The following is a 12,897-nucleotide window of genomic DNA, read 5'->3' on the forward strand; positions in this document are numbered from 1 at the left end:
TTTGAATTCGGCAGTAAATGAGCGACGTAATCTTGTCATTGAACACCTCAGGTCATGGTGGCGACTGTACCACCTAAGATGGTGTCCGGGATGATTAGACCACTACACTTCGATACTTGGGTTTTGCACATGTCGTGTTTTCAGGCGGATACAACTTTGACTCTAAATAGTGTGAACAAGGAGCTCACTGCAATAATTTGAGCCGTGTTACTCTAGGCCAAATGGAACTTGCCAGAGGGATATCATGCCGATACAACCACCCCCTTCGACTTATCGCTGCCCAACATGTGGCTGGCACAAGACGGTTGTTCCCAAGAGCGATGTTATGGTACGTGGCCATACCTGGTTTGAGGCCTGTCCCGAGTGCCACCATGCCCCACTGGAACAATCGTCGGCCACCATGGTGGAGCTGACCATTGCAACGCTGAAGGGTGTCATCCGCAAGTAGCCGCTGCTATAACCACATTGCTATTCCAGCCTGTTCTTCATCAACCTGATGATCAAGCAGCAGGACAGAGAGTATGTTTGGCAAAACTGGCTATTCATCTGATTGAGAAGGAGAGCGTCGTTGAATTTTGAACAGTTGAAAAACCGTCACCGGAAGCTGCGTGAACACTCTCCCAGCAACCTCAACCTGCGAGTTCATCGTGCATTAAGCTGGCTGAAACGCGCCGAAATGGCCGAGGATGAAGATGGCCGCTTTATCTTTCTCTGGATTGCGTTCAATGCGGCTTATGCCACTGAAATCGATGACGATCGTCGCCTCTCTGAACAGGAGACCTTCAAAGGCTTTCTGGAGAAACTGTGCGACCTGGATGAGCACAAAAAGATCGAGCATCTGGTTTGGCAGGAGTTCTCTGGCAGTATCCGCATACTGCTGGATACCCCGTTTGTACTGCAAGGCTTCTGGGATTATCACAGCGGCAAAATAAGCGAAGCCCAGTGGAAGGAGCGGCTGGCACAAGGCAAGAAGATGGCAAACCAGGCCCTCGCCAGCAGCAACACCCCACAGTTGCTGGGCGTGGTGTTTAACCGCCTCTATACCTTGCGCAACCAGTTAATTCATGGCGGTGCGACCTGGAACAGCTCGGTCAATCGCAAACAACTGAAGGATTGTGCCAACCTGCTCGGCAAACTGGTGCCGGTGATCATCGAGTTGATGATGACCCATCCCGATACCCTGTGGGGAGATGCCTGTTATCCGGTGGTTGAGCTGGCAGGTTAATCAGTCGCAAGATGGCGGGCTGAGATGGCCCCGCGGCTTCAATCCGTCCGATCTGACAGATAGAAAGCCCCGGCTAACAAACCATAGACCAACCGCACCCGCTCATCCCAGCCCAACAGCACACCGAGTAGTACTTCGCCGCTTGCCAAATCGTCACCATGCCAGAAGCACCAGAGGGCTGCCTCCACTACATCCAGCCAGCTGACATGGCCCAGCTGATTGCGTGACTTGCGCCGCCAGCTGCCGCGCACCGCAGCACCGCTATTCGGGGATATAGTCGCCAGCGCCCGCTGCTCCATCACACTTGGCGTGAGTCCATCCAGCTTGGCCTGACGGCTGCCACGCCCTCCTCGCAGCAATTTGTCGAGTAGCAGCGCCAACAGACGAAACGCGTCCTGATCTTCAAAGCTGGCATCCTCCCCCAGCAAATCGGCTGCACCGGTCATCAGTTGCTCACGCCCTTGGTAGATTGGCTGTGAAGTGCGATCCAGCCGATGTTGCTCGACATGGATAGCCAGTGCCGTCACCACCGTCAGCGGTGAAGTCTCACCCTCTTGGTGATACGCGCCTTTGGCAAGCAGAACGGTCAGAGCCCTAGCTCGCTCGGCTGGTAGTAGGCAATAGATCCCCCTGATCAGTGGCATGGCCGCCTGATCCGATAACAGTCTTGAGTTCATAGCGCCTCAGTGACGATCGCGTTTGAAGTGGGTGGTTTTATGACCGACGGTGACAATCTCACCGCCTTGCAGTACCAGATAGTGAACGCGCAGCCGCTGGCAGCATTCCGCTGGCACTCCGTACTCGGCTTGCAGCATCGTCACGCCTTTGCGATCGAGATAAACCAGTTCGCGCCCTTGGTGATAAGAAGAACGTCCGATGCTCAGCAGCAGCTCTACCAGCTCGGGAGCAATACCGCGCTGCTGCATCCGGCACGCGGCGTGATGGCTGTATGCACGATCCAGCTTCCCGTTCATGGCATTCCCCTTTGGCGCTCATTTCGATGGACTCATTATATGTAGCCTGTATACTCATGCCGATACTGGTTACATAAACATGTCGCATTTTGGAGCACGTATGGCACCCAAAGAGCTCACCTGGGATCAAACCCTGCGCTTTCGTCTGTTGGAGATCGTATTGCAGTGGGAGGGACGGCTGACCACCAATCATTTGATGACCGCCTTCAATATCGGTCGCCAACAGGCGTCACGAGATATCAACCACTACCTGACACACTACTCACCGGAGGGGCTGGTCTATGACAGAAGCCTGAAGGGATACAAACCCACAGAGCACTTTGTCCCGCGCTTTAGTGAGGGAAAAGTAGATGAGTACCTGATGTTGCTGCACCGTGAAAAGCAGCACCAGCGACAACATGAAGCGGGCCTGTTGACACTGCCGCTGATGGATCTGCGCTACGGCCATATCGAAATCCTGGATGTGCCAAACCGCCATATCGACCCCAGGATTGTACGCGGTTTGGTGCAGGCGGCCCGTGGCCAGCTGCGGGTCGATGTCGATTACGTATCCCTCAGTTCAGAGGAGCAGAGTGGCCGCAATATCGTGCCCCATACCCTGGTCTATGACGGGATCCGCTGGCATGTGCGGGCCTACTGCGAGAAGAAAGGGGAATATCTGGATTTTGTGATGAGTCGTTTTCGGGGCGAACCGGATCTGCTGGATGCCTCTCCTCACGGCCGGGAGCAGGATCTGGAGTGGAACACCCAGGTGACTGCGGTAGTCGTTCCCAATCCCGGGCTCAGTGAAGGACAACAGGCCATCATTGCCAGAGACTATGCCATGACAGGGAACCAGCTGTTGATCAGCCAACGGATCCCCTTGGTGCATTACGCATTAGAACGGATGCAGGTGAGCTATAACGGCGAACACCACCAACATCCCCTGCTCTACCCGCTGGTGCTTGCCAACCGGGACGAGCTGATCAAGCAAGGCTGTACCTTCAAGCTCAAGAGTGCAGATCTACAAATGCGACCAGGTTAATCCTGGCGCCATAATGTCCGGCTTCTCCGCACATCCGGCAAAGAGAGATAGAAATAAAAAAGGCTCCCGGCATGACGGGAGCCTTTCCCAATCAGAGAATTTAAATTAAATCGTGCCAAGACGCGTCAGCAATTGATCATAATCAGCTAAATCCTGCTCTTTATGCAGCAAACCCTGACGAACCTGCTCCAGTTCATTTTGAATATCTTTAGTCAGCTCACTCTGGATACTTCCTTGCAAACAATCCAGCTGAGCGATCACATCGGTCACCCCTTTCTTCAATCGCGATTCCAACTGTGCAAATACATTGGCAAGTGCCTGATCCAGATAGCTGCGTAATCTGTTCATCTCACTCTGATCTTTTAACTCACCACTGAAGGGAATAATGGCTGTCGCATCTCCCAGTGATAACTCAAGGGTGGGCATAGCCAACCTATTGATCGCTCCCTCCAACGTCCCCTTGAACAGAGCTGGGTTGAAATGATCATTGCCCGTATCCAGATGCTTTATCAGTGCCTTGCGCAAACTGTTTTTCAACTCCAACGGAGAGATAAGTCGGTTTATATGGTTACGCATCTGTTCGGCGCACTGGTGGCCATAGTCACGAACCTGCTCAATAGCATCAGATGCACTGAGATAGTCATAACTGACGGTGCGAGTGTAATACTCCCTTCTGGTATCGCCCCATGTCCAAGGCTTATACCATGTGGAGTCACTGACCGTTCGGTAGCGCTCCTCCTCATGGGTAGCGGTACGAGTTTGCAGGCGGCTGAAACGTCCACGGTCCGCATCCAGCTGCCTCAACATGGCACGGCTATCTTGCTGCGCTTTGGTTTTCACTCCCTCAATCAGAGTTCGTAGCTCATTGGCAATTGCCGACAATCGTATATCACAGCCCTGTTGCTGCTTGGTCAAGGATTGCAGATCCTGAGTTTTCAGCAGCGTGATGCGCTGCTGCACCCGCTCGGCCAAACCATCGCACCACTGGCTGAGGCGCTCCGCGGTTTCTTGCTCAAATCCAGCGCGCTGCTGCTCCAGAAGCGGCAGACGATCCTGACGGGCCTGTTGGTAAGCCCCCGTTAACGCAGCAAAGTTGGCAATCTGCTGCCACTGTGGCTGGTTAATCGGCTCGCCCCAGCACTCTTCCGCCATATCTTGCAACTGGCTATAGGTGTGGTGCATGCTGCGCCCCCAATTCGTCTCTGGCCAGTGAGCAAAGCCGTAAGCAAAGGTACTGGAAAAAACCGGGTCAGCCAGTTGTGCCAGCACCTCAGCCAAGCGGGTTTGGCCCCGCTCGCGGCGCAACTTCACCAGTTCTGCGACCTTCTCGCTGGCTCCTCGCAGCAGACGGCGGCGAATATTGTTTTCGGTCTCGGCCAGAGAGCTGCGATCATAACCATCGTCCAGAATGGCGGAATCAAATTGCCCCGCCACCAGCACCAGCCGTTTCACCCCCTTGTTTGGCAACTGCTCGCTAAGCAAGCTCACATCTGACTCATCTAGGAACTGGCTGCAGCGGGAAAGGAAGAAGACCACATCACAGTTAGCCATATAGTCGCGAGTTTTTTGAGAGCGGCTCTGCACCGGATCATTCATGCCCGGGGTATCCACCACCTCAAAACCCTTAAGTTCTTCACTCGGCAGGGTTAGAACGGTCGATTTAACCAGGGCAGTATAGCGGCCATCATTGCCGGCGTATTGATTGAGCAACCCCTGCAGACCCGCGACATCCTCGGCAAACAGGATCTCGGTCGCCTCGTTATCTGAAAAACGTTGCCAGTGCTCAGCCAGATCCAGCCCAGAGGTGCTGGCCATGGTTACCAGCTCACGGGCAACCTTGATCTCATCGCTATCCCCTTGCCGTTCGGCCAAGTCGGTGATCTCGCGCCACTCATTCTGGTTGTAATACTCAACGTGCAAGCTATAGCGATCACCATATACCACCTTGGTCAGGTTGGCCGTCTTGGGCGTGGCCGCCTCTGGCAGGATCGGGCGACCATCAAACAGCAGCGCATTAAGGAAGGTACTCTTCCCCGCTTTGACCTGCCCCATAATACCGATATTGAGGGTCTGCTCCTGTTTTTGCCAACGTTGTAGCTTGGTTGAAAAGTCAGACGCGATTGATTTTAAGTCCGCGTAATCATCAGGGAACTTATGTTCATCCAGCGCAATCAAAAAATCTTCAATTTTATTTACAAACATAATCAGCTCACTTAAATAGCAACTCTATTGATGGAGATACATCCAACTCAATTCCGTTTGTCTTTATAAATTGAACTAGCTCTCTAGGTACAAATGTCAGCTTATTAACTGGCCCCATTAAATAGTAAAAAGTAGGGCTAAAAACTTCAATTTTGATCCTCTGGAGTGACCTCAACTCGGTTAACTCTTTTGGTAATGAAGTAACATTGAGGGACAGGAGCGTCAGATATTTAAGATTTTTGAGCTTGCCAATGCCAGGAGGCATATCCGTCAGTCGGTGAGAGTCTATGGTTAACAACTCAATATTTTCCAAAAGATAGATCTCTTCGGGTATCGATGACCAACGAACGATACTATCCTCCCTCTTATAGTCGAGATTACTTAATTTCTTGACGCGACTCAGTGCATTCAAGCTTCGAGGCAAATTACTTGATGGGATACCATTCTCGTCAGCCCATGCAAACAAACGTTTTGCTGCATTTGGGCGATAATGATATAGAAACTCAGACCACACTTGATATGGTGCGAGATCCATATCACAGGAGGGTTCACTGAGCGAGTCGACAGATAACCCAAGGATAAATACTGCAAGATAAACAATGTCACCAAGCTCGTCATCCGTAAGACCTAAATAACTGACCAACATCTCAAGTAGAGAAGTGACTTGCTTATCCAGTGGCTTATTTATCCGCGCAAAGATCATGATATCAAGCAGCACCCCCCGGATAAGTAACGGGTCTTGTTTAATTAACCCGAGCGCATCGCCCAGTTTATCCTTAGCCAAACGCTCAGCCAGTTCGCACAAACGAGTCTGTTGACCAGCCAATCCTATGGCAGGCAACCAGAGATCCAGTAGTCGTTGCTGTTGCTCGCTGATGGCCCCCTCACACAGCAAGACCATCAGCAACAAGGCGACATAGTGGCTGCGAGTCACCTCATCCTTATCGACTGCATAGTGGTCCTTATAGGGCTGCTCCAATATTCTTAATTTATCGAGTTGGTGCAGTGCTGTTATCACATTCATGGCTATTCCCCATTGTTATTAACTTGGCCAATCATGGACCACCAGGCATTTAATCCAGTGGGAAATGGGATTATACGAATAGCAGGTATTCCCCCCTCGCTTCTTTGTACTGTGCTTGAGCATATTTGCGTTACTCGGCCTGCAGGAACCTCAACCTCTCTAGTCCTCGATCCGTAGTGAGTGGATGAATATCTGATACAGATATAATTTCTAGTTAAATCCCCCACTTTAAATGAAGTCTGTTCTCTAAAATAAAATGCACCAAAAATTTCGTCTACAATTTTATCCATTACAATGAAATCTTCGGCCATATCATCTATTTTTAAATCATCCAACCCCATCATAAGATATTCAAACCAATACATGAGCCTCTGAGAGCGTATGTCAGAGATCCCAAGGATAATAAACTGCTTTAACAATACATCAAATCGTTGAGTAGTCAAAGCACCATTAACACGCAGCAATATCATTAGATCGAACAAATAAGAATTACTAGCTTGCTCATCTTTTTTCAAAAAAATGATAGTTTCTTTAAGCTCATCACGATTCAGGGCAGCAGCCTGTTTCAGGTAAAAATCAACAGGATTTTTGACTGCCATTGATGTGAGCAACATATCAAGCAAGCGGCTCTGGACTTCGCTTATAGCCCCCTCTTCGAGCAGATTTGTGACGAGGAGTGTGAGATAGCGATTCTGCTCCAACTCTGCCTGTTGCGACATATAGTGCGGGTCAATCGGTTCTAATTCAGGACGAATCTGATCTAGCATATCGAGTAATGATGATTTGCTCATGGATGGTATTCCTTACTTATTTTACTGATGCCAATCACGCCAACAGCGTCTGCAAGACAGGATAAGAGGGGTTATCCCGACGCAATAACTTCGGTAAGTTGGTCAGTGGAAGATCATGAGTCAGCGGCAGCCAGATCGCGGGATAAGAGGAGTTATCCCGACGCAATAACTTCGGTAAGTTGGTCAGTGGAAGATCACGAGTCAGCGGCAGCCAGATCGCGGGATCACACTCTGTTGCAGATACGCACCACTCCTCAGCCAATTGCCCGAGCATATTCGAGAGCTGAATAGCGCTAAGATCCAGCAGACTCAAGTCATCCGGCTCCGGTAGTGGGATACCGACCCAATCCCCGATTTGCTTGAGTTGAGTAAAAAAGCGCATCTGCACATCAGCCAACGTCTTGGCTACCTGTTCCCATTGCTCCAGCTCGTTCTTGATCTTGCGTTGCAGGTTATTGATATCATCCTGCACGTCGCTATCGTCGCTTAAAGCAAGAATGCGGTTGAACTTGCTGAGCTGACGCTGAGCCTCCTGACGCTCCTCATCGATAAAGCGCTGGTAGGCCATAAACTGACGCTTGAACTGCTTAGCAAAACCCAGCTCCCGGCGAGCCTCATTCCATTGGGCAAAATAGTCCATCAGTGGCTCCGCATTGAAGCCGGAACGGGGACGGGTCGAGAAGGGGATCACATCGAGCACAGCCACACCACGTTTGGCCAGAGTGTCACGCACCAGTGCCACAATTTTCTCGATCTCCTCGGCCGGATGTTTGTCAGCACGGCTGATCACCACCAGCTTCGGAATGGCGCGATCCAGTGTGCCAAGGAAGGCAATATCCTCTTCGGTGATGGTGCCCTTATCCGCCGGTACCAGCCAGACGATAAACTGGGCACTATTAAGCTGGGTCCGTGCCAGATTGGCATCGGTGCGCTCACTACCTACCTGATCCGCCTTGCTATAACCCGGAGTATCAAGCAGAGCCAGATTGTCCCAAGGCAGCGCCGGATGAGCCACCACGACCGATGTGAGCAGGCTGCTGATCTGGCTACCATAGCGGGATTTCTCATCATGGGTCAGGGTACGAAACTGCTCATGGCTTAAAGAAACTACCCGATTGAACAGGTTGATGGCATGCACCTCGGTCTGCTCACCTTTCCCCTGCACCAAATAAGTGGGCAGTGACGTGGTCGGATCCACCTCAGTGACCAGGCATTGACGATCACCGATTAGTGCATTGATAAGCGATGATTTACCTGCACTAAAACTTCCCCCCAGCCCCACTACCACCTTGCTTGGCAAGGCCGGGTATTCGCAGAACTCGCGAAAACGGGCCATCTCCAGCCGCAGAGCCTGCAACAGATCGGTAATGTTATCCGGGCTCCCCTTGCGGGCCAGCGCTGGCAACTCCTGCTCAATGATCTGCTCAAGGGCTTGTAACTGCTGCTCAAGCTGCTGATTACCCTCACCGGCAACAGTAGATTCACAAGCCTGACTAAGCAGCGCATAGCGCTCACGCACCGTTTGCTCACTCAATTGGGTACACAGGTGATCAGCCACGGGCAAACTCCTTCAATTTGGTCTGTAACGCGACTAGTTCGGCCTGTTCGCCTTGGTAACGAACTTTATTTTTGGCGTCAGTTTCTTGCTCGGCTGAAAGCTGCTCAGCCAATTGCTGCAGCGACAGTTGTAGATGACTGATGTTGCGATCTGCTTCGGTCTTAACCTGCGCCATCACCTGCTCAATGCTCGTACTCAGAGCTGCAGTAATTGGCGCCTGCACCTGAGCAAGGCAATCGGGGATCAAGGTCGCCAGCACGTATTGACGCGCCTCTTCCCTTTGCTCGCGCTTAGCCATCTCTTCGGCGGCATTGTCAAACAACGAGCCGAGAATGGACTTGAGTATCGGGGCAAATATCATCAAAGCGGGTATGCGTGTCAGTGCTGCCAGCGCAAGGGGCAATAGGCCACTCAGCACATCCTGGAACATGCCACTCCCCTTACCTCCTAACTGAAAATCATGTGAAAAATTAAGCTCGTTGAAAGAGACTTCTGCAAGGCGATCAAGCTGGCTTAACTTGCTGCTAATCAATGGTTTGAGTCGTTCTTCCATACCCGTCGCATACGCCATACGCAGCGAAGCCCCAACGATGCCATTGATATCACTCTGATGGAGCAGGCTACTGGCAAGGCTTTCGAGTTGTGCTTTCAGTCGACTTGAAAACTGCTCACCGATAAAGGTGGCAATGGGCGTTACCTGTTCCTGTAACTGCTGTTCAGTTCGTTGCAGATCCTGAAGTAGCTGATCCTGCTGCTGGCGTAACAGCGCCTGCTTGCTTTTGAGTTCTTCAATCGTGAGGTTCTCGCTATTGAGCAATTGCTGTAGATGACGAACCAAGGTATCGATCAGCCGCGCTGCACGCATACCGACACGTTGATGAAAGAACACTTCGTTTAGCGGCAACAATTGCTGCAATGCGCGCGCCCATCCTTCCGTTGTATCACCACTCGATTTGGTTTTACGGCTTACCGCACTGACGGAGAGCAACGGTGTCCCACTGATGACTTCAATTTCATCCTTCACCTGAGTCAGCACACTCGCTACATCCTCTGGCGTTTTTTTGTCACATTTGGTGAGCACCAGCATCATCGGCTTCTTGTTAATGGCCAACTCTTCAATAATCTTTTTCAGACTATCCTTGAGCCCTCCTTCATCGACACTCACAACGATGCAGTATGCAGAACTACGTTCCAGATAATTATCAATGGCCTCCGAGTGTTGCTCGATGCCAGACTCCCAACCCGGCATGTCGACCAGTGTCATGCCGTCCAGCCGAGCGAGTGCCGGAGATGGTGTTGCGACCTCAACCCAACTGTCACTTTCAACATTGCCAAAATCCTGAGCCTTCAGTGCAGCACGGTCCAGCGGCACCGCTTCCTTGGTGGGATGATGCAGAATAAGAAATTCATCATCAGCAAAGCGGAGCTCGGTTGGCAGACAGGTTTCGGGGTTGACTGCAACGGAGAGGAGGCTCTCATCGAGCAAGAAGTTGATCAGTGACGACTTGCCTGCACTGAATGAGCCGATAAGGGGCAGCCGAACCGAAAACTGGTTTAGCTCCGCGCTTAATACGGCCAACTCATCAAGAGGAAACTTGTGTGCAGCCCAGATGACCTCGATACGGGGAAAACTTTCCTTGAGAAATACCTGTTCGTGGAGCATAGAATCCTCATATTCTACAGATAGCTACTTTTCACGCTTACTTATTGAAGAAACAACAATAAGCGCCTAGTGGAACCATCATACAGAGGATATCCGCCCCTTTTAAGGGTGTATAAATTCACATGTCACATTTTCAGGCAGAAGTCTGCGCAAACCAGACCGTCACCCACCATCACGCCGTATTTTCCGCCCAATAAACCACCACCTGTGCGGCTCGCCCTTCGTTCTGCCTGCGCTATGGTTTACCATGCAGGCAATTGTGGTGCATGGCACCGCCCACCCTGGCGCTAGCCGCCGCCGTCATCGGATCCCATCCCAAGCAACATGAGCAAAACAGCACACGCCGGCAACGAGCCCACATTCTACTTTCACGATTACGAAACCTTCGGCATCAGCCCCGCCAAGGACAGGCCGTCGCAGTTTGCCGGTATTCGTACCGATGCGGATTTCAATCTCATTGGCGAGCCGCTGGTCATTTATTGCAAGCCGCCGGCTGATTATCTTCCAGATCCGGAGGCGTGCCTCATTACCGGTATCACGCCACAGAAGGCGATGAAGGACGGGCTGTGCGAGGCAGATTTCATTCGCCAGATCCACGAGCAGTTCGCCACGCCGAATACTTGCGTGCTGGGCTATAACAGCATCCGCTTCGATGATGAAGTGACCCGCTACACCCTCTATCGCAACTTCTATGACCCCTATGGCTACGCGTGGCAAAACGGCAACTCCCGCTGGGACATTCTCGATATGCTGCGGGCCTGCTATGCCCTGCGACCAGAGGGGATCGAGTGGGCCTTTGACGATGAGGGCAAACCGAGTTTTCGGCTGGAGAAGCTGACGGTCGCCAACGGCGTCGCTCATGCCAATGCACACGATGCACTCTCAGACGTGCTGGCCACCACCGAGATGGCCAAGCTGGTGAAAAAGGCCCAGCCCAAGCTGTTCGGGTACCTGTTTGATCTTCGCAACAAGAACAAGGTGAAGGCACTGATCGACGTGGTGACCATGAAGCCACTGGTACACGTCTCCGGCATGTTCTCCCCGTGGCAGGGATGCGCAAGCTGGGTCTCGCCACTCGCCTGGCACCCCACCAACCAGAACGCGGTGATCATGGTCGACCTGACCCGTGATCCCACCCCGCTTATCGAGCTCACGAGCGAGGAGATCCGCGAGCGCCTCTACACCAAAAAAGAGGAGCTGGGGGATCTGGCGGGCATTCCGGTCAAACTGGTGCACATCAACAAGTGCCCGGTACTGGCGCCGGCCGCCACCCTGACCGCGGAGCGCGCCGACGAGCTGGGCATCGATCGGGAGCAGTGCCGCAAGAGCCTGGATCTGCTGCGCGCCCACCCCGAGGTGCGGGAAAAACTGGTGGAGGTGTTCCATCAGGAGTTTGCCGGTAGCAATGAGAGCGACCCCGATACCCAGCTCTACGCCGGATTCTTTGGCCATGGCGACAAGTCCACCATGGATCTGGTGCGTGCCACCCCCGCGGATCTGCTGGGTGAGCGGGAGTTCGCCTTTACCGACGCCCGGCTGCCGGAGATGCTGTTCCGCTACCGCGCCCGCAACTGGCCACACACCTTGAGCGAAGCAGAGCAGAAACGCTGGCGCCTGCACTGCAGCGACTACTTCAGCCGTCGTCTGCCGGACTACGTGCCCCGACTCGAGGCGCTGGCAGAGCAGAACCAGAGTAACGAACGGAACTTTGCGATTCTAAAGAGTCTCTACCACTATCTGGAAGATTTATGAGTTGTGAGTAGTTTCACAATAAATCCTTCCCGCTCGTCCCCTTCTTCAGGTCATAATGACGAAGGGGATTTCCCCAAAAACCAATATCTTGCGACATTCTGAGCGGATGTCTCCCAAGCAAGAGATCTCTTTGGCCGAACGGAAGCCATTTGCTGATGCCTCGTCACCACGCACTGCTCGGATTACTGGCCCTGCTGCCGCTGGCAGCCAACGCCGCATACCGGTTCGATGTGCCGGACTATCTTGCTCGCCTGCCCGAGCAGACCTATCGCATCGTAGAACAGAACTTCAACACCCTTTATCAGCAGACTGATTTCACACCCCTGATCACCAACAGCTACTTCAACGGCTCCCAACTCTACAAGTTTGTCGGGGTACCGCTGGCCATCAGCGCCCAGTCAGGTTTCCAGCTGGAGGTGTTTGGTCAGGTCTATAACCGCGCTTCGCAAGCCTATATGCACCTGAGCGAGGACATGTCCCTTTATCGAGTGATGCGGGTCGATCTGATGGGGAACCCCAATGATCAGCTGGCCATCGGTTTTGGTCTGGGGGTGCCCATCACCCCGTTGCTGACCCTCAAGGCGATCGCCTCCGGCAGTGATATCCCGGGCTATGGTTCCGCCAAATACGCCGTCGGTTTTGAGTGGCGTTACTGAAAAACGTCGCTGATAACCGCTGATTGAA

The 12,897-nt window shown here is 52.5% G+C and carries 12 protein-coding genes; 5 read left to right on the forward strand and 7 right to left on the reverse strand.

From position 1 onward, the window contains the following. The first annotated feature begins 325 nt into the window (after positions 1-325). The gene (locus G5253_RS00005; protein ID WP_266133994.1) at positions 326-448 is read left to right on the forward strand and encodes a hypothetical protein; all 123 of its coding nucleotides are present in this window, start codon (positions 326-328) and stop codon (positions 446-448) included. 120 nt (positions 449-568) lie between these two features. Next, positions 569-1,225, forward strand: coding sequence for a HEPN domain-containing protein (locus G5253_RS00010; RefSeq protein ID WP_266133993.1), 657 nt, complete (start codon positions 569-571; stop codon positions 1,223-1,225). A gap of 38 nt (positions 1,226-1,263) precedes the next feature. Here G5253_RS00010 and G5253_RS00015 read toward each other — a convergent pair whose 3' ends face one another. Together G5253_RS00015 and G5253_RS00020 are read right to left on the reverse strand one after the other, a co-directional pair. Continuing rightward, the gene (locus tag G5253_RS00015) at positions 1,264-1,902 is read right to left on the reverse strand and encodes an ADP-ribosylglycohydrolase (protein ID WP_266133992.1); all 639 of its coding nucleotides are present in this window, start codon (positions 1,900-1,902) and stop codon (positions 1,264-1,266) included. Positions 1,903-1,908: 6 nt separating this feature from the next. After that, positions 1,909-2,199, reverse strand: coding sequence for a DUF4258 domain-containing protein (locus G5253_RS00020; protein ID WP_266133991.1), 291 nt, complete (start codon positions 2,197-2,199; stop codon positions 1,909-1,911). Positions 2,200-2,299: 100 nt separating this feature from the next. Between G5253_RS00020 and G5253_RS00025 the strand changes: the two genes are divergently transcribed. After that, a complete protein-coding gene (locus G5253_RS00025; RefSeq protein WP_266133990.1) occupies positions 2,300-3,223 on the forward strand; it encodes a WYL domain-containing protein in 924 nt (307 codons plus the stop codon). 105 nt (positions 3,224-3,328) lie between these two features. Here G5253_RS00025 and G5253_RS00030 read toward each other — a convergent pair whose 3' ends face one another. The 5 genes from G5253_RS00030 to G5253_RS00050 are packed head-to-tail and all read right to left on the reverse strand — an operon-like array spanning position 3,329 to position 10,461. After that, positions 3,329-5,425, reverse strand: coding sequence for a dynamin family protein (locus G5253_RS00030; RefSeq protein WP_266133989.1), 2,097 nt, complete (start codon positions 5,423-5,425; stop codon positions 3,329-3,331). A gap of 7 nt (positions 5,426-5,432) precedes the next feature. Then, positions 5,433-6,449 (reverse strand): hypothetical protein, encoded by a 1,017-nt coding sequence (locus G5253_RS00035; RefSeq protein ID WP_266133988.1) that lies wholly within the window; start codon positions 6,447-6,449, stop codon positions 5,433-5,435. Between the two features lie 2 nt (positions 6,450-6,451). After that, positions 6,452-7,240: a hypothetical protein gene (locus G5253_RS00040; RefSeq protein ID WP_266133987.1), complete on the reverse strand. Its 789-nt coding sequence runs from the start codon at positions 7,238-7,240 to the stop codon at positions 6,452-6,454. A gap of 34 nt (positions 7,241-7,274) precedes the next feature. Further along, the gene (locus G5253_RS00045; protein WP_266133986.1) at positions 7,275-8,798 is read right to left on the reverse strand and encodes a dynamin family protein; all 1,524 of its coding nucleotides are present in this window, start codon (positions 8,796-8,798) and stop codon (positions 7,275-7,277) included. Next, positions 8,791-10,461, reverse strand: coding sequence for a dynamin family protein (locus G5253_RS00050; RefSeq protein WP_266133985.1), 1,671 nt, complete (start codon positions 10,459-10,461; stop codon positions 8,791-8,793). Before G5253_RS00050 ends, G5253_RS00045 begins: the two co-directional genes overlap by 8 nt. A gap of 324 nt (positions 10,462-10,785) precedes the next feature. On the opposite strand from G5253_RS00050, the gene sbcB reads away from it, so the two are divergent. Continuing rightward, on the forward strand, positions 10,786-12,213 hold the full coding sequence (gene sbcB, locus G5253_RS00055) for an exodeoxyribonuclease I (RefSeq protein WP_266133984.1): 1,428 nt from the start codon (positions 10,786-10,788) through the stop codon (positions 12,211-12,213). A 155-nt stretch (positions 12,214-12,368) separates the two neighbouring features. Continuing rightward, a complete protein-coding gene (locus tag G5253_RS00060; RefSeq protein ID WP_266134005.1) occupies positions 12,369-12,869 on the forward strand; it encodes a hypothetical protein in 501 nt (166 codons plus the stop codon). Positions 12,870-12,897: the final 28 nt, after the last annotated feature.

The organism is Aeromonas sp. 602658 (assembly GCF_049173005.1).
Taxonomy (GTDB): Bacteria; Pseudomonadota; Gammaproteobacteria; order Enterobacterales; family Aeromonadaceae; genus Aeromonas; species Aeromonas veronii_A.

Excerpts from the sequence above, each read along its gene's own strand:
- G5253_RS00005 (WP_266133994.1), top strand. The coding sequence starts at position 326 with ATGGTACGTGGCCATACCTGGTTTGAGGCCTGTCCCGAGTGCCACCAT.
- G5253_RS00015 (WP_266133992.1), bottom strand. The coding sequence starts at position 1,902 with ATGAACTCAAGACTGTTATCGGATCAGGCGGCCATGCCACTGATCAGG.
- G5253_RS00020 (WP_266133991.1), bottom strand. The coding sequence starts at position 2,199 with ATGAACGGGAAGCTGGATCGTGCATACAGCCATCACGCCGCGTGCCGG.
- G5253_RS00025 (WP_266133990.1), top strand. The coding sequence starts at position 2,300 with ATGGCACCCAAAGAGCTCACCTGGGATCAAACCCTGCGCTTTCGTCTG.
- G5253_RS00030 (WP_266133989.1), bottom strand. The coding sequence starts at position 5,425 with ATGTTTGTAAATAAAATTGAAGATTTTTTGATTGCGCTGGATGAACAT.
- G5253_RS00035 (WP_266133988.1), bottom strand. The coding sequence starts at position 6,449 with ATGAATGTGATAACAGCACTGCACCAACTCGATAAATTAAGAATATTG.
- G5253_RS00040 (WP_266133987.1), bottom strand. The coding sequence starts at position 7,240 with ATGAGCAAATCATCATTACTCGATATGCTAGATCAGATTCGTCCTGAA.
- G5253_RS00050 (WP_266133985.1), bottom strand. The coding sequence starts at position 10,461 with ATGCTCCACGAACAGGTATTTCTCAAGGAAAGTTTTCCCCGTATCGAG.
- sbcB (WP_266133984.1), top strand. The coding sequence starts at position 10,786 with ATGAGCAAAACAGCACACGCCGGCAACGAGCCCACATTCTACTTTCAC.
- G5253_RS00060 (WP_266134005.1), top strand. The coding sequence starts at position 12,369 with ATGCCTCGTCACCACGCACTGCTCGGATTACTGGCCCTGCTGCCGCTG.